This window comes from Janthinobacterium pasteuri (assembly GCF_051380775.1).
Classification (GTDB): Bacteria; Pseudomonadota; Gammaproteobacteria; order Burkholderiales; family Burkholderiaceae_D; genus Janthinobacterium.
The window spans coordinates 1-18,490 of sequence record NZ_JBNYXS010000005.1 but is presented as its reverse complement, the minus strand read 5'-3'; the positions used below and the strand labels follow the sequence as shown (position 1 = coordinate 18,490).

The window sequence follows — 18,490 nt, the reverse complement described above, 5'->3', positions numbered from 1 at the left end:
ACCACATGAGAATCGAAACCCTGGCCGTGCACGCCGGCTACACCCCCGACCCGACCACCAAGGCCGCCGCCGTCCCCATCTACCAGACGGTGGCCTACGCTTTCGATAATGCCCAGCATGGCGCCGACCTGTTCGACCTGAAAGTAGCCGGCAATATCTACACGCGCATCATGAATCCCACGCAGGACGTGCTGGAAAAGAGAGTTGCAGCGCTGGAAGGCGGCGTGGCAGCGCTGGCCGTGGCGTCGGGCATGGCGGCCATTACCTACGCGATCCAGACCATCACCGAAGCGGGCGACAATTTCATCTCCGCCAGCCAGCTGTATGGCGGCACCTACAACCTGTTTGCCCACACCCTGCCGCAGATCGGCATCGAAGTGCGCTTCGCTGACGCGCGCCAGCCCGAAACCTTCGCCGCCCTGATCGACAGCCGCACCAAGGCCATCTTTTGCGAATCGATCGGCAACCCGCTGGGCAATGTGACGGACGTGGCGAAACTGGCCGAGATCGCGCATGCGCACGGCATCCCGCTGATCGTCGATAACACGGTGCCGAGCCCCTATTTGTTCCGCCCCATCGAGCATGGCGCCGATATCGTCGTCCATTCGTTGACGAAATACCTGGGCGGCCACGGCACTACCGTGGGCGGCGCCATCGTCGACAGCGGCAAATTTCCATGGGCCGAACACAAGGAACGCTTCAAACGCCTGAACGAACCGGACGTGTCGTATCACGGCGTCGTCTACACGGAAGCCTTCGGCCCCGCCGCCTTCATCGGCCGCGCGCGCGTTGTCCCGTTGCGTAACATGGGCGCGGCGATTTCGCCCTTGAGCGCCTTCCAGCTGATCCAGGGCATCGAAACCCTGGCCCTGCGCATGGACCGCATCTGCGACAACACGCTGGCCCTGGCCAGGCACCTGAAGCAGCATCCAAAAGTCGCGTGGGTCAATTACGCGGGCCTGGAAGACCACCCGGACCACGCGCTGGTGAAAAAGTACATGAACGGCCGCGCCTCGGGCATTTTGTCGTTCGGCCTGAAGCTGGCCGCTGGCGAAGATCCGCGCGCGGCCGGCGCCCGCGTGCTCGATGCCCTGCAGCTGTTCACGCGCCTGGTCAATATCGGCGACGCCAAGTCGCTGGCCACCCACCCGGCGTCCACCACGCACCGCCAGCTCAATGCCGAAGAACTGGCCAAGGCGGGCGTGTCCGAAGACATGCTGCGCCTGTCCGTCGGCATCGAGCATATCGACGACTTGCGCGAAGACCTGGAGCAGGCGTTGAACGCGGCGTAAGCCCTTCTTCACGCGGCCAGCGGGGGATTTCATGGCGTAATCAGCAACATGAACTCCCCGCTACCATCGCCGGAACAGGCTGCGTCCGGCCTGTTCCTCACCGAATATGCACGGTGCATGAATGCCGTGCACGTGGACGCGCATGACGCGCGAATGGCTGCCGGCCAGCGGCCTGCAGTGGGATGAGCGCCCGTGCTTCAAGCGCTTCTCCGCCGCCACGGCGATGGACCCGAGCACCGGCGAATTCTCTTGCGTGATCTGCATTCCCGTGCGGCCGCTGTAGTGGTCATGTCGGATTACGCTCCGCCAACACCCGCGCCACCTGCCCGACCCGCTCGTCCACCGACCCTGACACATGGATAAAGGCGATCCCCCGCCGCGCCAGCTCGGCCTGATACCACGCATGCTGGCGCGCGCGGAAATCCCCGTCACGGCGCGTGCCATCCTGGATGAAGGGGAAGTCGGGCGCGCACAGCAGCACCAGGTCGTAGCGATGCTCGGCCAGCTGCGCCAATTCCTGCTCGGCCTTGCCGAACATCTCGACGCAGTAAAAATACGTGGTCAGGGGCGAGGTATCGCAAAACAGCCAGCGCTGCACGGCCATGGCGGCTTGCGCTTCGCGGCGCAGCTGCTCGCGGCCAATCTTGAGCAGATCGTCGTAATGTAATACGCCATCCTGGCCTTCCCACAGCTCGCGGCCATACTCGGACACCCAGCCGGTATCGAAATGCGCTGCCAGCGCGGCCGCCAGTGTCGTCTTGCCGCTCGATTCGCCACCGAGCACGCACACGCGCGTGACGAAATGGGCACGCACCAGGGGCGACAGGAAGGCGCTGTGCGCCTGCGGGTCTTGCCGCACCAGGGTGCCGGACACGGGCACCAGCGCCCTCGCCTGGTCCACGCTGACATGCGCCACCGCGCCCCCCGCGTAATGCCGCGCCAGCACCCGCGCAAAGCCGGGGCCATAGTCTTCGCTGCTGAACACCGCATCGACGGGCAGCGCCAGCACCGTCCAGCACAGCCAGCCCATGAAGTGGCGATGCAGTTCGCCGTCGTCGTCGTTGTGCGGCAGGATCCGCGCCGGCACGCCGCGCGCTGCGCACAGGGCGGCCAGGCGGGCATTGTCCAGCACCACGATTTGCGCCTGCGGAAATTGCGCGCGTAGCCAGGCTTCCCGGCGCGCCGGTTCCAGGCCGGGAAATTCAGGCCTGGTGTAGCTGACCACCAGCAGTTCTTCGCAAGCCTCCTGCGCACGATGGATCAACAGTTCATGGCCCTTGTGCAGCGGGCAAAATTTGCCGACTACCAGGCCGCGCTTATAAAGATTCATGCTGCCGCTTCCTGCACATCCGAGGTGTATTGAATGATCTTGTCTTCCGCCAGCAAGGCCTCGACCGTGATGTCGCCGAAAAAAGGCGCCAGCAAGGCGTGCGCGCGGTCCGCCTGCGACATGGCGCCCGGCGCCAGGCGCAGCACGACCATGCCGTCGCCATGCTGGTGCACGCCGAACAAGGCGATGGCCAGCGGCTTCAGTGCGTGCGTGACGTCGATATTGTTGATCCATTCGCCGTTGATCGTCCTGTAGCGCAAGGGACTGCGGCCCGCCAGGCCCACCAGCACGGGACCATGCGGCCCATGCGCCAGCGAAGCGTAATCGCCCGTGCGGTAGCGCACCAGGGGCAGGCAGAAATTGAAGCCGCCCGTCACGGTGATTTCGCCGCGCGCACCAAGCGGCACGGGCTGGCCGCCGGCGTCGAGGATTTCCACGTACAGCCGGTGCTGCAGCAGCACGTGGCCGCCCGCCTGCTCGTCGTAGACAGCCACGGGTCCCACTTCATTGAGCGAATAGATGTCGAGCACGGGGCAGCCGAAACGCTCTTCCAGGCGTGCGCGCATGCCGGGCAACAGCATCATGGAGACGGACATCAGCGCGGCCGGCTTGTGCGTCATGGGCAAGGTCAGCAACTCGGCAAACGAGATGGGGTCGCCCGCGATCAATTCGGGTGCCATGGCGTCCAGATAGCGCGCGCGGTCGTCCGGCTCGCGCCAGTCGTCCACGTGCAGGTTGATCTTCGCCAGGCCCGATTCGTGCATCGTGGGCGTGACGGAGACATAAGTGAAGCAGCGGCGCTGGTGCCCCAGCAGCATGACGCCCACCTGCCCCGCGCCGTGGCGCAGGGTCACGCCAAAACGCCGCAGCGCGCGCTTGTGGAAAGCCAGGTAGCGCCCCGCCACCAGCGGGTGCGAGGCGATCAGCAGCGGGTGGCCAGTGGTGCCCGTCGTCTGGAAATTGATCATGCGCGCCAGGTCCGCATCGTCGGGCACGAAGGCGGCGATATCGTGCGCCAGCTCGGCGCGGCTGATGGGCGTTGCATCGATGAGGCGCGCCGGTGGCGAACCGCAGGCGCGGTAGTACGGCACCGTGGCGTAGACCGTTTTGAGAAAATCCGCCAGCCAGGATGGCGGCGCGGCGGCGCTCCAGCCTATCGCCGCATCCATGACTTCCTGTTCATAGGCGCGCAGAGCCTCGACTTCCGCGGCCAACAGCTTGTTGCCGCTGCGGTTGCGATACCGGGGCGCTGCAGGATGGCTGCGCAGCTTTTCCAGCATGCGCGCGCCCGCCTGCGTCAGGGTGGGACAGTAGTCGCGGTCCGATTCCCAGGCGCCACCCGGCAGATTGACGTCAGGTTTGCCAGCGAGCGTCATTCGCGCGACCACTTGTCGGCCGATTCCTCGGCCGCCTTTTTCGCCAGCGCCTCGCGGATTTCCCGCGCGCGCTGCTCGGCCTGCCGGCTCGCTTCAAGCAGGCGGCGGCGCTCCGTGCCGCTGATGGCAGACAATCTGTCCGTAGCCTGCGCCATGCTTTCATCGCGGGGACGAAAACCCAGGCGCGCCAGCACGATACGCGCCAGTTCCTCGCGCCGCTCCGGGTCTTGCGTGAACTGGTGGGCTGGCGTGGCGGCAGCCAGCTCGCGCGCCGCCTCGCCCAGCACTTGCAGCAAGGCTGGCTGCGGCAACTGCTCGCCGATGAACCACTCGTCGGCCAGCAGCCAGCACAGGATCATGGCCAGCGCCAGCCGGTTGCGGTCCGCCTTCACCTGCGCGCCGACAAAACCCTGCAAGGACGTGGCCGGCGCGCGCGCGCCATGCAGCAGCAGGATGTCGTTGACCAGCGCAGCAACCGCCACCGCCTGCGCATTGGCGACGCCGGCGATGCGCGGCTCGGCGAGGAATTCGGCGGGCGTGTCGGCCAGGCGGTGGGTCAGGGTTTCGAGGTGGGGACCGATTTGCATCATGATGTCATTACCTCAACCCCACGGCAAATACTGGGGTCAGTTCCTTCGGAATCGCAATACGGTCCATTGGACCGTATTGCCCCGCCGGGTCTGACCCCGGAATTTTGCTGCGCATATTCATCTTATTTAACTCTTCACATAATGCCTGCGGCTGAACGCGCGCGCAAAGTCCAGCAAATCTTCGTAGCGCTCGACGGCGTGGATATCCCAGCCCTGCTCGCGGCGCGCGCGTTTCAGGGTTTCATAGGTCTGCTGCAGCCACTTGTGGCTGGCCACGCCATCCCAGCCGCGCTCCAGGTTCAAGGCCATGGTGCCACCCGCGCCGCCCTGTGCCAGCGCCTTGGCGGAAACATCCCAGCCGCTGTTGCCCAGTTCATCGTCATCGAACATGGTGGTGATGCCATCATCCGAAATCATCAGGATATGCGCGGGCCGTTCGCGCCTGGCGGCAAAGGTCTTGCGCAGGCAATGGATGGGGAAACAGGTGCCGCCGCCAAAAAATTCCGTCAGCACGCCCAGAATCATGTCTTCATCGCGCACGAAACCTGGCGTCTGCATCACCTCGTTCTTGCCGCTCCAGAGGGTCACCTGCACTTTCGCGCCGGCGCGCAGGGCGGACAAGGCGATGACGGCGCCAGCCAGGGTCAGAAACGAAGTGTGCGCCTGCGGGTTCGGCATGGAGCCGGAACTGTCCACGTACATGTCCAGGTCGACGGGCACTGCGTCGATGGCGCGCGCCGGTTCGCGGCCAACCACGCGGCGCATGGTGGTCACGCCGGGTACGGGGCGCGGCGACTGCATCACGGATTGCAACCAGTCGATTTCTTCCAGCGGGTCGCCGATCTCCCACGCTTCCAGCCCTTCCATCTGCGGCTCCTGCGATTCGGGTGCGGGGCGGCTGGGAAACGCCACCAGGTGCGGCAAGGCCCGTTCGCGGTAGTAGCGGATGGCGATTTCATGGTCGCTCAGGTTGATGCCCGAGGCCTTCAAAATGTCGCCCAGCTCGAACGGCTCGCGCAACTGGCCACTACCCGCCCTCGTCGGCGCCTCGGCTTGCGGCTCTTCGCCATCGAGGCCCGAGATGCGCTTGTCGTGCACGGGATGGATGGCGCCGTCCTCTTCTTCATCCTCGATCTGCTGCGCGCCATACGTCTGGCAGCCACGAGCCGCATCGCGCGTGTCCTGCAGATAGCGGCTGGGGTCAAGGCTGCCACCCAGGGCATTAGTATCTTCCACCAGGTAAGGCAGCAGCAAGGTGGCGAAGCGGCCCGCCGCCAGCATCCAGTCGTTCGCATACACGCGTATCAGGCGCGCGCCCAGCCAGGCATCCGTATCCAGGCGCTCGTCGGCCTGGCCACCGCCCAGTTCCCCCTTTTCCAGCTGCCACAGGTTTTCATAGATGCGCATGTACAGGGTCCACACGCCGCCGCTGGCCTTGGCTTGGCCATCCAGCGTAGGCTCGCGGCCCTGCTGCAGCTTGCGGTAGATGTCGGCCATGCGCAAATTCGCCTGGCGCTGCAAACGGTCGTTGATGAACAGGTCCGTGTACAGGTTGGCCACCATGGGCGCGTGCTGCTCCAGGGTGGGCAAGGCGCGGCGCATGCGCGCCAGCAGGCGGAACTGGTCACTGGCATTGCCTGGCGCGAGGATGTGGTGGCCGATTTCATGCGCGAGCACTTCCAGCGCATAGTCGTCCAGCCCCAGTTCCGTCACCAGCGGCAAGTCGACCACGACGCTCTGGTCCAGCAGGCGGATCATGGCGAAGCTGCCGGACAAGCCCTGCTTGCTGGCCTCAACGTGGCTGGCGCACAGGCTGGGGTCGCGCAGGCGCGTAAATTTGCTCCACACGGCCAGGGCCTGGGGCCAGGCAGCCTGCCAGGCATCGATCAGGGTGCTGTCGGCATCCTTCTTCATGCGAGCGGCAGCAGGCGGATCGCATGCGTCCAGGGTGAGGTGATGGCCAGCGTGTGCGCATTGGCGGCGATGGCGATATCGCCGGCCGGCACATCGAGCACGATGCTGCGCGCGCCGATATGCACGGTTGCCCCATCGAGACGCACGGAAGATGGTCTATCGTTTGGCGCCTGCTCGAACTCCTGCGCCGTGGCGCTGTGCAGCACGGCGCCGTAGGCATCGGCCACCAGCAGGTAGTGGCGTTCACCGCTGCGCACAGCAAAGCCGCAGCCGTCCGCCGTGGCGCGTACCTGCGGCGGCATGCCGAAGTCGCCACCCAGGCCGCTGAAGGCGCCAAACTCCCTGCCCTCGGCATTGCCGCGCCAGGGATTGCCCAGCAACTGCGCATGCACCTGCGGCCATTGCGCGCCCGGCTCGCCAAAGGCGGCCAGCGCCAGCGCGGGCGGCAAGGTGTCGGCGGCGGCCAGCGCGCCCTGGCGGAAATGCGCGACGCCGGCGCGCCAGGCCAGCACCTGGCCCACGGCGCGCAGCTGCGCCACCGTGGCGATCTGCGCTGCCAGGGCAGCCAGCTCGCGCTGCCACTGCGCAGGACGCGCGCCCGCCACGGCACCAATGTGGATGGCGGCGTTGCTCAGCATACCCAGCACCTCGACAGGCGCCGTCGCCACCAAAGGCGCAAGCGACGGCGCGAGTTCGCGCCAGACGGTGTTTAGGAAGGAATTTTTCGCCATCGGCCCCGCCAGGCCGTGGCCTACCAGTTCCAGGGCCATGTCATAGGCAACCAGGGTGGCGCCGCCCGCGCGCTCAGGCGAAGCGGCGGCCACGGCCACCACCAGCGGATCGACGCTGTCGTGCAAAAAGGCGCCAAAGGCGGCCATGTCGAGCGAGGGAAAGCGCCGGCGCGCTTCCAGTGCGCGCGCATTGAACTGGGCGCGGCCGCTGGCAAGTATCGAGGCAAAGGCAGGAGAGATCATCGCCACGCCTCAATCGCTGTGCGAAAAGTGCAGCAGATAGCGTTCACCATCACGCTCGAACGCGATCTCGTCCCAGTGGATCGCGTACCAGAAACCAGGCGGCGGCGTCATCTTCACGGCGTGCGTAGTGAATCCGCCCAGCGACATGTCCAGCGCTTCGAGGAATGCGTTGACGAGGCAGGTGCGAAAACGGCCCGGTGGCGCCGTCTGCATGTGGTCCGACGAAAAGAACCAGCGCTGGCATACCTGCTCCAGCTGTGCGCGTCCGCACGGCGCTACCTTGAGGTGCCACAGGGGCGCCGGCAAGTCACGCGCGGGTTCGATGACGTTCAAGGCATGGCCTTCCACGCGCAAGCCCAGCGCCGTGAGCAGATCGGGCGCGTCGGGCAGGCGCTGCAGCTCGTAGCTCGCGCACAGGTCGCTGGCCTCGCTGTTCAACATGGCCAGCGCATCGAGAAACCCTCGGCAGTGATCCATATTCAGAGCGTAATTCATTGCGAACGCAGCCAGCTACGGTAATTCGTATAGCGCTGATGCAGATACTTGAGCTTGAGCAGGTCGTCATACAGGGGACCGTACAGTTTGCGCCCTTTCGTCCGTTCGCCGATCAGCTTTTCGATGCGGTTCAGGCGCGCCAGGGTTTCGCGTTCGCTGACGCCATCGAGGCCCAGGTCGAATTCCGCGGACAAAACGCCCACCGGATCATCACGGTCCAGGTCCAGGCGGTTGAATTCATCGTTCGACAAATCGAACAGGCGGCGCAGCCAGCCCAATCTATCGCTGCGGTAGGCGGCGTTTTCCGGCAGCGCGAAAAAGGGCGCGTCCGGGTCTGGCTGCAACTTGTTGTGCAGGACGAAGGGCAGCACCTGGCGCAAGTCTTCCAGCTCCACTTCACCGTTACCGCGAAAATACGCCATGGCCTTGGCGTAGATCAGCAACGCCATCAGGGTGCGCACGGATATCCCATTTAAAGTCTGGCAGCCCAGGTCCTTCAGGCGGTCGCGCCCATTGTCGGCCGCCTGCGCGGCGCCACGGTCGGCGCCAGCCAGACGCGCCGTATCCTTGGTCATGTATTCAAACTGGCCCCCGGCCGTCTCGAACAGCTCGAACTGGCTGGCGAAAAATTCCAGGCGGCGCCGCACGGCGTCAGGTATGCCCACCTGGCGGATCGCTTCGCCGATCTGGTCGACCTCGCCTTCCGTGAAGATAATATCGGGCGGCACCAGCTCTTCGGGGCGCACGTTTTCTTCCACGCGCAGCAGCAGCTCATTCAAAAAGCGCGGATTGAAGGCCAGCGCCTGCACCGTCACGTCGACCCGGTCACGCAGCGCTTCAATCACCTGGTAAGTGCCGCCGCCCTGGTCGTCGTTGGCCGTCAGGTACCAGGCCGCTTCCGGACATTCGTAAATGTGGTTCAGCACTTCCGCGTAATTGTCGCCCATGACGGTCAGTAGCGCGCTTTGCGTACGCGTGGGGATGCGGTTGTATTCATCGACGATTTTGACGCGCATGCCCAGCCAGGCACGCCAGGCGATACGGATATCGTCCATGCTTTGCGCGTTCACCAGGTCTGCCGGCAGCGGGTTACCAAGCAAATCGGCCACCGTCATCTGCGGGTGGCCATGCTGCATGGCCCGTTTGACTTCCTTGACGGTCGAACCGGCCAGCACGCCCATCAGCAGCGCGCTGGCCGTCTTGCCGCGCCCCGGCCCGCCGACGAACAGGCATTTTCGGCGCGTGGCAAAGGTCAGCAGAGGCAGCAGGATGAAGCTGGAATAGCTTTGCGCCGACGGCAAATTCAGGGTGCGGCGGCTGTCGCCCACGCAATACGTCTGCGACGGGCCATCATTGTATTCGATATCGTAATGGGGGCTGATGATGGCGTGGTTGACGATCCAGAAGTAGGCCTGGCGCAGCTTTTCATCGAAGGGCCTGGCGGCCGCCTCGCCATCGCCGCCCAGCGCGATAGGGCCCTGGTACAGGTCCGCCACGTCGAACTGCCGCGCGGCGGGTGCCGCCTTGGGTTTCGTGGGGGCTTGCGAAAGACGCTGGAACAAGTTAAAGGCGGACATGATTGGCTAACGCCTGTCAAAACCTGCTGCGCGTCGGTATTTACGGCCTGCGATGCTCACTGTACATTCGTACAGTTGCGCTTCTCGGCCGCAACTCCCTTCCGCTCGCTACGGTTTTGTCAGGCGTTGTTATTTAATGTGGAAACGAAATTATTGCATATCGTTCCGATTACGCCTTGTTCAAATCAACAACGGTTTCATCGATCCTGCGCCAGCGCCACCAGCCCAGCGCCACGCACGCCACCAGCAGGCACAGCAACCCTGCCACTTCATGACGGATTTCATACAGCGACGCCCCCATCTGGTTCAGCGCGACAAAGCCCTGGATGCCGGCCGTGGATGGCAGCAGCCAGCGCAGCCATTGCAGCACGACGGGCATGGACGAGACGGGCCAGGTCAGGCCCGCTAGGAACAGCACAGGCATGGAGGTGGCGATCATCAGCTGCGTGCCCCGTTCGCGCGTGCGAAACAGCATGCCCAGCAGCATGCCAAAGGCCGCTTCCGCCAGGGAAAACAATACCAGCAACAAGAGCATGCCGCCGAAGTTGCCACCACGGGGGTAATCCTGGAACCAGAAGACGAAACCGAAGAAATAGCAGCAGTTGAGGAATGCCACGCAGGCAAACGCCAGCAGCATGCCCGCATAGCCGCCTGCCGTGCGCTTGCCCGCCAGGGGAAAGCTCTTGCGCTGGTACCAGGTGCCGAACAGCATGGTCATGCCGATCAGCAAGGTTTGCTGCACAATGAGCGTCGCCACGCCCGGCACGACATACGCGCCATAGCCTTCCTTGACGTTAAACAGGGGCACGGCGGCTAAGGCAATGGGCGAGCGCTGCTGGTTGGCCTGCACGCTGGACGGCGTGCCCGCGCCCAAACGCTTGAGCTCAATACCGGCCGACACGGTGCCCACCACTTCGGCCAGGCCGTTCAAGGCCACCTTGTTCAGCATCAGATACAAGCCATTGCCCGCCACTTGCGCGTGGGCGGCGCGGCCGGCCAGCACATCCGTCTGCAAGCCGTCGGGAAGGATCAGCACGCCCATGACCTGGTCGCGCCACAGCAGGTCCTGCGCGACGGGCAAGTCCGGCGTAACGGCGATGACCTGCAGTGATGGATGGGCCATGGCGAAGCGCGTCAGTTGGCGCGACATGGCGCTGCGGTCCTGGTCGACGACCGCCACGGGCACGCGCTGGACGATTTCCGTCGAATACGGCAGCGGATAGAAGAAGGAATAGATGATGCCGCCGATAAACAGCAAGGTCAGCGCGCCCTTGTCCGTCAGCATGGCGCGCCAGGTGGCGAGGAAGGATTGCCACATCATGCACGCCCCCATGCCGCAGGCGCATTCGCGCGGCGCGCCAGCAGGAATACGCCCACGGCGCCGCAGCCGATGGCAAAGCCGGCCAGTATCAGCATTTCCTGCACGCCATAGCGCCACGGCGCGCCAGCCAGCCAGTATTTGGTTTGCAGTTGCAAATAATGCGTGAGCGGCAAGGCTTCCGCCCAGGCGCGCGCCGGCGCCGGCATGGCCATCAAGGGAAAGGCCTGGCCCGCAAATGCAAAAGCCGGCGCCGTGATGAAGGCGGCACCGGACAGCGCCAGACGCAGAGACAGGGTAGCAGCGATCAGCAAGGTGGCCAGGCCGCAGTAGGCGAGCACCAGCAGCAACATGCTCAGCAGCAAGGCCGGCAAGCTGCCAGCCACGGCCCAATCCCGCGCCAGGCTGAAAAACAGCAAGTACAGCAGCGCCAGCACACAGTAGGCAATCAGGGGAAACAGCAGCTTGGCGCCGACGGCGCGCAGCCAACTGCCCTGGGCCGACGCCAGCCATTGCGGCACCGTGCCGTCGCGCAATTCACGCCCGATGCTCGTAACGACGGCAACGACGATGAAAATCTGCAGCATGGCCGGCATCAGGGCCAGGGTCAAGAACGCTTCATAGCTGACGTTGTCGTTATACAGGCTGTTCAAGGTCGTGCGGATCGGTTCGAACTGGGCCGCCGCCTGCACGCCCGGCGTGCCCTTTTTCGCGCGCGCCGTCATCTCGATGCCAGCCGACAAAGTCGTGCTGACCGTGCGCACGTCGCGCAGCAAGGCGCCCGCGTGCGAGGAAAATTGCGCGTTGTACAGCCATTGCACGGTGGCTTGCCGGCCACCCAGCAGTTTCTGTTCAAAATCGTTCGGAATGAGCAGATAGCCAAATGCCGTGCGTTCGCGCAAGCGATGCAGGGCTTCGTCGCTGGACGCCACCTTGGCCGCCACCTCGATGCCGGGCGAGGCGTCAAGCCAGCGCGTGAGCTGGCGCGACAAGGCAGAGTTATCATTATCGATGACGACGATGGGCAAGTCGCGCGCGATGCCGGCGGAAAACACCAGCCACAACATGCCGCACAGCACGACGGGAATCCAACTGAGCATGCCCATATCCCAGAAGTCACCGCGCAAGCGCCGCCACTCGCGCGCCAGCGCCGCCGGCTGCTCTTTGTCAATCTCGCTCATCGGCTATCAGAGCGGTGGAAAAACGACCGACATGCCCGGACGCAAGCCCTCGACCTTGATGGCGGGGCGCAAGCGGATTTCAAACGTGCGCAAGTCCGTGCCGCCCGGACGGGCCGCGCGCCACGTGGCAAAATCCGGCAGCACGGCCACGGAGCTGACCTTGAAACTCAGCTGCTGTTTCAGCGCCGGCACATTCGCCGTATGCGTGCTGCCCATGCCAAACGCTGCCATTTCATCTTCGCGCACTTGCAGCACGGCCCAGGCGTCATCCAGGTTTACAAGGGTAATCACGGGGAAGCCTTGCGGCGCCAGTTCACCCGGCTGTATCTGGATCTTGCTGACCTGCCCGGCCACCGGCGCGACGATCTTCGTTTCCGCCAGGGCGATCTGCGCCTCCGTCAGCACGGCGCCCACCTGGCGCGCCTGGGCGGCGGCGGCCGTCTTGTCTTCCGGACGGGCGCCCGTTTGCGCCATGTCATATTGCGCGCGGGCCGCTTGCGCCAGCTGGTCGGCGGCGCGCCATTGCGCTTGCGCCTCGTCACGTTTCTGCTGGGCGATCACGCCTTGTTCGAACATATTGTTGACGCGGGTGTACGTCGTCTTGGCGATGGTGGCGCCCGTTTGCGCCCGCTCCCAGTTGGCTTTGGCGGCACGCACTTCCTCGGGACGCGCACCCGCTTGCGCCTTTTGCGCCACGGCATCGGCCGCCTGCGTGGCGGCCGTCGCTTGCGCGATCTTCGCGTCCACTTCCGGGCTCGTCAGCTGGAACAGCAGCTCGCCTTTCGGCACCGTCTGGCCCAGCTTGACGTACAGCTCGCCCACCCTGCCCGGCACTTTCGACGAGACATTGACTTCCTGCGCATCCATCTGTCCCTGCAACGGCAGGCGCTGCGGCTGGAACGCCTGGTACAAGCCCCAGCCCACGAAGGCCAGAACAATGACAGCGGCGACTATGGCCAAGGGTTTTTTGGAATTACTCATTATTTGGTGTCCACAGGTAATTGGATATCGGCCGCTGCCGCCAGGCTGCCCAGGCGCTGCGTCTCGCCCGTCGCTTCCAGCAATTGCGCCAGCCCCATCACATAGTTATAGGCTGTCTGCGCGCGCTGGGTTTCCACCTTCGCCAGATTCAGGCGCGCGTCGACCACTTCCAGCGAGGTCACTTGCCCTTGCTGGAAGGCCACCGTTTGCAAGCGGATATTTTCGCGCGCCAGCTCCACCGACGAGGCCGTGGACAGATACTGGATGCGGGCATTTTCCAGCGCACGCCAGTTTTTCTCGATCAGGGTGGGAATGTCGCGCTCGGCCTGGCGCGCCACCACTTCCACCCGCTCCTGGTCCAGCTTGGCGGCGGCGATCATCTTGCCCGTATTGATGCGGTGCACGAGGGGCACGGACACGACCAGGCCGATGGCCCAGTTCGAGCGCACGAGTTTTTCATTGCCGCGATTCAAATTGTAATTACCGATGGCAAACACGGTGGGCGCGTATTCCTTGCCATGCAGCTTCAAGGCTTGCTCGGCCTGCACGCGCTTGCTGTCGATCTTTTTCCAGTTCGCATTTTCGCGCATGCCCGTGCTGATGAACGATTGCAAGGTGCCGACAGGCAAACTGTTGACGAACAGCGGCGTGCTGGGGCGCACTTGCGTATTCACGGCAAGCAAACGGTCAAGCGCCACTTGCGCGATTTCCTCGTCGCTGCGCGCCTGCGCCTCGTCACTGCGTGCGCTGTCCAGCGCCACGTCGGCACGCAAGCGTTCCGCGCGCGAAATCAGGCCGCCCTTTTCCAGCCTGGCCGCGTCGCGCTGGTGCTGCATCACACCGGCCGTCACTTCAGCCCGCACCGCCACCACTCTTTTCGCCAGCAGCAACTGGAAATAGCGCTGCGCCACCAGGGTGGCCAGCTGTTCTTCCGCTTCCGTGTGCTCCGCCTGTGCGGCGAGGGTCAGGCTGGAAGCGAGGCCCTTGACGGCGTCCAGGCGCCCACCCGTGTAGATGGGCCACATGCCCAGCAAACCGAACGAGGTCAGGTCCGTCACCACTTCACGGTTCAGGGAATTGGGAATATGCGGCGTGGGCAAGCCGGGAATCGGCGGCAGCACCGATTCGATGCCGCCCACCACGCCGGCCAGGCCGCTCGTATCGATACTCAAATCAGTCGACAAGCGGCCGCGAAACGCCGTCAAGTCCACCGACGGGCCGTCGATATTCGACAAGGCTTCGGCCTTCAGTGTTTTGGCGCGCACGTCGAGCGCGGCGCCCTGCACGGCGCCCGAAGCCTTCGCCGCTTGCTGCAGCGCTTCGCTAAATGTCAGCGGTTCCGCCACCGCGGGCATGGCCGCACCCAGCGCGGTCGCCAGTAATAATGATAAATGTCTTTGCAATCTGCCCATGTAGCGTCCAGTCAATGAATGAGGGGAAAGCACGGGGTTGCCATGTTCATACTTTCACAATAGCAATTATATCCATGGATGCCCATTCCACCCTGCACTATTGGTTACTGGAGCTGCCACGTGAAAACGGGCTCCTCTTGCGCGGCGCGCTTTTGATGTGCCAGATGATAAGCTTTTTGCCAGCGACAAAGTGCAGTTCCGGCTTGCGAATAAAGCTCTGATTAAGAGAATGACTACCGATCCGGATTTTCGTCGAGGCATGCTGGGGCGAAATCCAGCGTTGCTTGAATGGTCGAAAAATCCCCCGGATCTAAGGAAGCGTTGATCAATTCGGTTTTCTGGCAAGGTTGGCGCGCCAAATGGTCGACCGGCGAGCCTTTCAAAGACCGCTTTTCATTCAGTTTGACGTGATGCTGCGCGTCTTTCTGCAATCAAGACGGATTACGGGATTCGGTGATCGTAAAGCGCCGTCCAGCCAGCACCAGATTGGCAAAGGAAAAGAAGGTAAAAAGCTGTGCAGTGTTCTTGGCCAAGCCGCGATAGCGCGTGTTACGATGACGGGCCAGAAGTGGCATCGACGCCGACGTGGGCCTTCATGCCAAAGTGCCAGTCGTTGCCTTTCTTCGACTGGTGCATTTCCGGATCACGTTTGCCGTCCTTGTTCTTGGTCGACGGTGGCGCGGCGATCAGCGTGGCGTCGACGATGGTGCCTTCGCGCATCATCAGACCCTTCTCGGCCAAGTGCCCGTTGATCGTGTCGAAGATCTGACGCGTCAGCCTGTTGGCTTCCAAAAGGTGGCGGAACTTCAGCAAGGTTGTTGCGTCCGGCGCCGACTCGCGGCCCAGATCGATGCCGACAAAGGCGCGAATCGATTGGCTGTCGTAGATCGCGTCTTCGATGCCTTCGTCAGACAAGCCAAAGCATTGCTAAGCCACATACATGCGCAGGATGCGCGCCAGCCCAATCGGCGGCCGGCCAGCGCCTTCGACCTTCGGATAGAACGGCTCGATCAGTTTGTCCAGCTTGCCCCACGGCGTCACGCTGTCGATCTCGGCCAGGAAGCGGTCGCGCCGCGTCAGCTTCTTCTTGGCGGCGTATTCAAGGTCGGAAAAGCTCTTTTGCATGGTCGATGGCGGACGGTGGTGATACAGATATTGTCTCAGGTCGGACAGCCGCAGGGAACGGTACCAGATGAATAAATCAGTGCCTCCCTAGTTTGATCCTGATACCTAAAGATGAGATATTTGAATATCAATGTGGCCTATTTTTTCTTGTTAATTGTCTTGTGCTCATACATTGCAGCATCTGCTTCCTGCAACAGGTCTTCGACCGTTGCATGCTTGAGCACGTCATAGGCAACTGCACCATACGAAAGCTGTATGGAATAAGGCAGGCCAAGCTTAGCACAGCGTGTTTGAAGATTGCCCACGAAGCGAGCAACCAGTTCTTGAGTCACGGCATTGGAGGCATTGGTTATCAAAACAACAAATTCATCGCCGCCGAGTCGGGCAAAAATGTCGGATGTGCGGAACGCTTCTGCTATTTGTTCCGCAAAGATTTTCAATGCCCTATCGCCCTCCGAATGTCCAAACGTATCGTTGATTTCTTTGAACTTGTCCAGGTCGAAGAAAATAAGCGTAGCTGGGAACTGTTGACGCTTGCACATCTCGAGACTATGTCGAGCGAGCGTTAGGAATCCTCGTCGATTCGATATACGCGTCAGTTCATCAAGAATTGATAGCTGAACGGCGATAATTTCGCGCTCTATCATTTGGGCAAGATCAACAAGCATCTGTTGATCTTCGGCCGAGAATTCGCGTGGAGCACGATCAATGATGCACAGCGTCCCAACCGCCGTCCCATTGAGTGGCCGCAGTGGCTGACCAGCATAGAACCGAATGTGCGGCTCGCTCGTTACAAGCGGATTGTCAAAGAACCGCTCATCCTTCAACGTGTCTTCAATAACAAACGTTCCTGTCTCTAAAATTGCATGCCCGCAAAAGGAAATATCGCGCGACGTTTCAGAAACATCCAATCCAAAGCACGACTTGAACCATTGCCGGTTTTCATCAACAAGACTTACCAGGGCAATAGGGACGCCAAACAACCGTCGCGCCATTCTAGTCACCCGGTCAAATCGTTCTTCCGGCAATGTGTCAAGAATGGCTGCGGACCTTAATTGGAATAGACGCTCTTGCTCGTCAGTTGGAATCATTGGTATTTCCATTTTTTGCTCCAACGTCTAAATGTTTAAAATGCAATTTTACGACGTAAAACGAATGGCCTAAGAAATTCACAAAACTATAGTCGGGCCCGTCGTTTTTATAGGACGGGTCACTTGGCCCCTCCTGATCGCAGCGCGCACTTGGCGCGTCGCTTCGTCAAGTTGGACGTTCGGGCTGGTGTCGTCAATCGCCTGCAGCACACCGGCCTTGACCGCCTCAGAGCAACGTAACACAAAACTGGGTTAGCCTGGTCAGCACCATCAACATACGCTTTTACTCCCCGCATGACTTCCTCAGGGCCGGCAATGCCGCGCCTGTTCACTTGAGCTGTGCAATATCACGACCATGGAGCGATGTTTTTTTGCATCATCGCTGATAACTACTCGCGTGCGATGCGGGAGTTTGGTGAATTTGTCATGCAATTCTTCGTTGCGTATTTCTGAGCATTTTGTAATCATTTGCAACATTGAGTAATTTGCAATTTACTTGATGTTTCCCATTGTATCTCAATACAATTTTTTACGAATAATAATGTCATTTGATTAATAATTTTCTCATTAATAGCACAGTTCTATTTTGGAAAATCTATTAGATAGTAACAATTACAAGATGCTAATCTTCGTTGATAAAAATTGATTTTTCATTCAAAGGATACCAAGCTGTCGGCAGTGGGAATTCATTACTGAAGAAAATTTTCAAGGAAATGTCGCCCCCCCCCCGACATAAAGCGGCTAATTTTAAAATTAAAGTAATACGCACATTAGAACTTCATGAATTGACAGTAGTTTCCGGTGGCGGATTGGAATATAATTGCGATTATAGCGGTGAAGGTGGATATGGTGGTGACGGCGGTGAACCGTCGCCATCCTATGTTGATGCAAAATCCGCTGCACCCGACAATCCATCGGAGTCGCTGAAACCATCTACCGATAAGAACGGAAATACGACCGTCACCAACGTTTGCATCACCGTCAACGGTGGCGTCGTTTCACAACAAACCTGCTTAAATACTGATAACACCACGACAGTGCAAACTTGCGTCAACCTTGGCGCCGGCGTAAGCGGAAATTACTGCAGCACGGTGACTTCAAAAAGCAAGAAGAATCCTTAATTAATCGGCGGCGCGTACCGAAAGTGTGCGCCGCTTATGTCGATCAATCCTGCAGGTAAAAAATTTATGTTTGAGACGTTGAAGAAAAAGTTGACTGTTGTTTCTGTTATATTTTGTGCAATATCTCACGCCCAATCTTTTGAACTACCTCAGGAACTGCAACGGCAGGCTTTCACTTTGTCGCGGCAGGGGGAAAAGCCGGCATATAACAGCAAGTTATGCATGAAAATTGCCCAAGGCGCCAAGGACTGGCAGCCTAAATCTCCAGATGAAAAAGCGGTCAAAAACATCATCCATCATAAATCGTCCGCGCAACTGAACGGGTTACTTTCATTTATTGGCGAGGATGTTATGTGGTGGACAAGAATTGAAAATGAGGTCGATATCGTCACACTGCCCCGCGCCTTCCATGAATCGAGCCATGTAATAGATTTACAACTTACATCATGCAATGACAACAAAGCAGCTTATTTTTTTAACGGACAGGTCTATGTGATGGATCTGCTGCACGGTAGCATCCCGTCTTACACTATTGCTGCTGAAAAGATACCGGCAGTAATCAAGAGCCAGCCGCTGGGCCGCTATTCAACTTATTTGGCTATGTCACCGTAAGGTGTGGGAACTCTCCCATGGTTGCCTTCAACAATGTTTCCGGGGAGCGGATGCGTCCGGCGTCGAGTATCCAGCGCCACCCCAGATAATTCGGCAGGTAA

General features: G+C 61.2%; 16 protein-coding genes and 2 pseudogenes. 4 read left to right on the top strand and 14 right to left on the bottom strand.

All coding sequences use genetic code 11. From position 1 onward, the window contains the following. The first annotated feature begins 5 nt into the window (after window positions 1-5). Together ACQ4WN_RS07125 and ACQ4WN_RS07120 are read left to right on the top strand one after the other, a co-directional pair. Window positions 6-1,292, top strand: coding sequence for an O-acetylhomoserine aminocarboxypropyltransferase/cysteine synthase family protein (locus tag ACQ4WN_RS07125; RefSeq protein ID WP_436550891.1), 1,287 nt, complete (start codon window positions 6-8; stop codon window positions 1,290-1,292). A gap of 142 nt (window positions 1,293-1,434) precedes the next feature. Next, window positions 1,435-1,575, top strand: a complete 141-nt coding sequence (locus ACQ4WN_RS07120) for a hypothetical protein (RefSeq protein WP_436550890.1) — start codon at window positions 1,435-1,437, stop codon at window positions 1,573-1,575. Between the two features lie 3 nt (window positions 1,576-1,578). On the opposite strand, the gene ACQ4WN_RS07115 is transcribed toward ACQ4WN_RS07120, so the two are convergent. The 13 genes and pseudogenes from ACQ4WN_RS07115 to ACQ4WN_RS07055 all read right to left on the bottom strand — a co-directional run bounded on the left by ACQ4WN_RS07115 (window position 1,579) and on the right by ACQ4WN_RS07055 (window position 16,668). Beyond that, window positions 1,579-2,622 carry an AAA family ATPase gene (locus tag ACQ4WN_RS07115; protein ID WP_436550889.1) on the bottom strand — a complete coding sequence of 348 codons (1,044 nt, stop codon included), beginning with the start codon at window positions 2,620-2,622 and terminating at the stop codon, window positions 1,579-1,581. Beyond that, a complete protein-coding gene (locus tag ACQ4WN_RS07110) occupies window positions 2,619-3,998 on the bottom strand; it encodes a phenylacetate--CoA ligase family protein (RefSeq protein ID WP_436550888.1) in 1,380 nt (459 codons plus the stop codon). Before ACQ4WN_RS07110 ends, ACQ4WN_RS07115 begins: the two co-directional genes overlap by 4 nt. Beyond that, window positions 3,995-4,588, bottom strand: coding sequence for a hypothetical protein (locus tag ACQ4WN_RS07105; protein WP_436550887.1), 594 nt, complete (start codon window positions 4,586-4,588; stop codon window positions 3,995-3,997). The genes ACQ4WN_RS07110 and ACQ4WN_RS07105 overlap by 4 nt, the downstream gene beginning before the upstream one ends. Before the next feature lie 126 nt (window positions 4,589-4,714). Continuing rightward, window positions 4,715-6,502 (bottom strand): vWA domain-containing protein, encoded by a 1,788-nt coding sequence (locus tag ACQ4WN_RS07100; protein ID WP_436550886.1) that lies wholly within the window; start codon window positions 6,500-6,502, stop codon window positions 4,715-4,717. Further along, window positions 6,499-7,476 (bottom strand): hypothetical protein, encoded by a 978-nt coding sequence (locus ACQ4WN_RS07095; RefSeq protein ID WP_436550885.1) that lies wholly within the window; start codon window positions 7,474-7,476, stop codon window positions 6,499-6,501. The genes ACQ4WN_RS07100 and ACQ4WN_RS07095 overlap by 4 nt, the downstream gene beginning before the upstream one ends. Before the next feature lie 9 nt (window positions 7,477-7,485). Further along, window positions 7,486-7,953, bottom strand: coding sequence for a hypothetical protein (locus ACQ4WN_RS07090; RefSeq protein ID WP_436550884.1), 468 nt, complete (start codon window positions 7,951-7,953; stop codon window positions 7,486-7,488). Window positions 7,954-7,967: 14 nt separating this feature from the next. Next, entirely contained in the window at window positions 7,968-9,548 is a 1,581-nt protein-coding gene (locus ACQ4WN_RS07085; protein WP_436550883.1) for an AAA family ATPase, read from the bottom strand. 169 nt (window positions 9,549-9,717) lie between these two features. Continuing rightward, window positions 9,718-10,869, bottom strand: a complete 1,152-nt coding sequence (locus ACQ4WN_RS07080; RefSeq protein ID WP_436550882.1) for an ABC transporter permease — start codon at window positions 10,867-10,869, stop codon at window positions 9,718-9,720. After that, the gene (locus tag ACQ4WN_RS07075) at window positions 10,866-12,047 is read right to left on the bottom strand and encodes an ABC transporter permease (RefSeq protein WP_436550881.1); all 1,182 of its coding nucleotides are present in this window, start codon (window positions 12,045-12,047) and stop codon (window positions 10,866-10,868) included. The genes ACQ4WN_RS07080 and ACQ4WN_RS07075 overlap by 4 nt, the downstream gene beginning before the upstream one ends. A 6-nt stretch (window positions 12,048-12,053) precedes the next feature. Further along, entirely contained in the window at window positions 12,054-13,028 is a 975-nt protein-coding gene (locus ACQ4WN_RS07070; protein WP_436550880.1) for an HlyD family secretion protein, read from the bottom strand. Further along, window positions 13,028-14,440 carry a TolC family protein gene (locus tag ACQ4WN_RS07065; protein ID WP_436550879.1) on the bottom strand — a complete coding sequence of 471 codons (1,413 nt, stop codon included), beginning with the start codon at window positions 14,438-14,440 and terminating at the stop codon, window positions 13,028-13,030. Before ACQ4WN_RS07065 ends, ACQ4WN_RS07070 begins: the two co-directional genes overlap by 1 nt. Window positions 14,441-15,001: 561 nt before the next feature. Further along, window positions 15,002-15,565, bottom strand: a pseudogene (locus tag ACQ4WN_RS07060) (IS5 family transposase); the annotation flags it as partial. A 137-nt stretch (window positions 15,566-15,702) separates the two neighbouring features. Continuing rightward, window positions 15,703-16,668 (bottom strand): GGDEF domain-containing protein, encoded by a 966-nt coding sequence (locus tag ACQ4WN_RS07055; protein WP_436550878.1) that lies wholly within the window; start codon window positions 16,666-16,668, stop codon window positions 15,703-15,705. A 620-nt stretch (window positions 16,669-17,288) separates the two neighbouring features. On the opposite strand from ACQ4WN_RS07055, the gene ACQ4WN_RS07050 reads away from it, so the two are divergent. Next, entirely contained in the window at window positions 17,289-17,777 is a 489-nt protein-coding gene (locus tag ACQ4WN_RS07050; RefSeq protein WP_436550877.1) for a hypothetical protein, read from the top strand. Between the two features lie 36 nt (window positions 17,778-17,813). Further along, a complete protein-coding gene (locus tag ACQ4WN_RS07045; RefSeq protein ID WP_436550876.1) occupies window positions 17,814-18,389 on the top strand; it encodes a hypothetical protein in 576 nt (191 codons plus the stop codon). On the opposite strand, the pseudogene ACQ4WN_RS07040 reads toward ACQ4WN_RS07045, so the two are convergent. Next, a pseudogene (locus ACQ4WN_RS07040) lies at window positions 18,376-18,490 on the bottom strand (IS1595 family transposase); the annotation flags it as partial. The gene ACQ4WN_RS07045 and the pseudogene ACQ4WN_RS07040 sit on opposite strands and share 14 nt — an antisense overlap.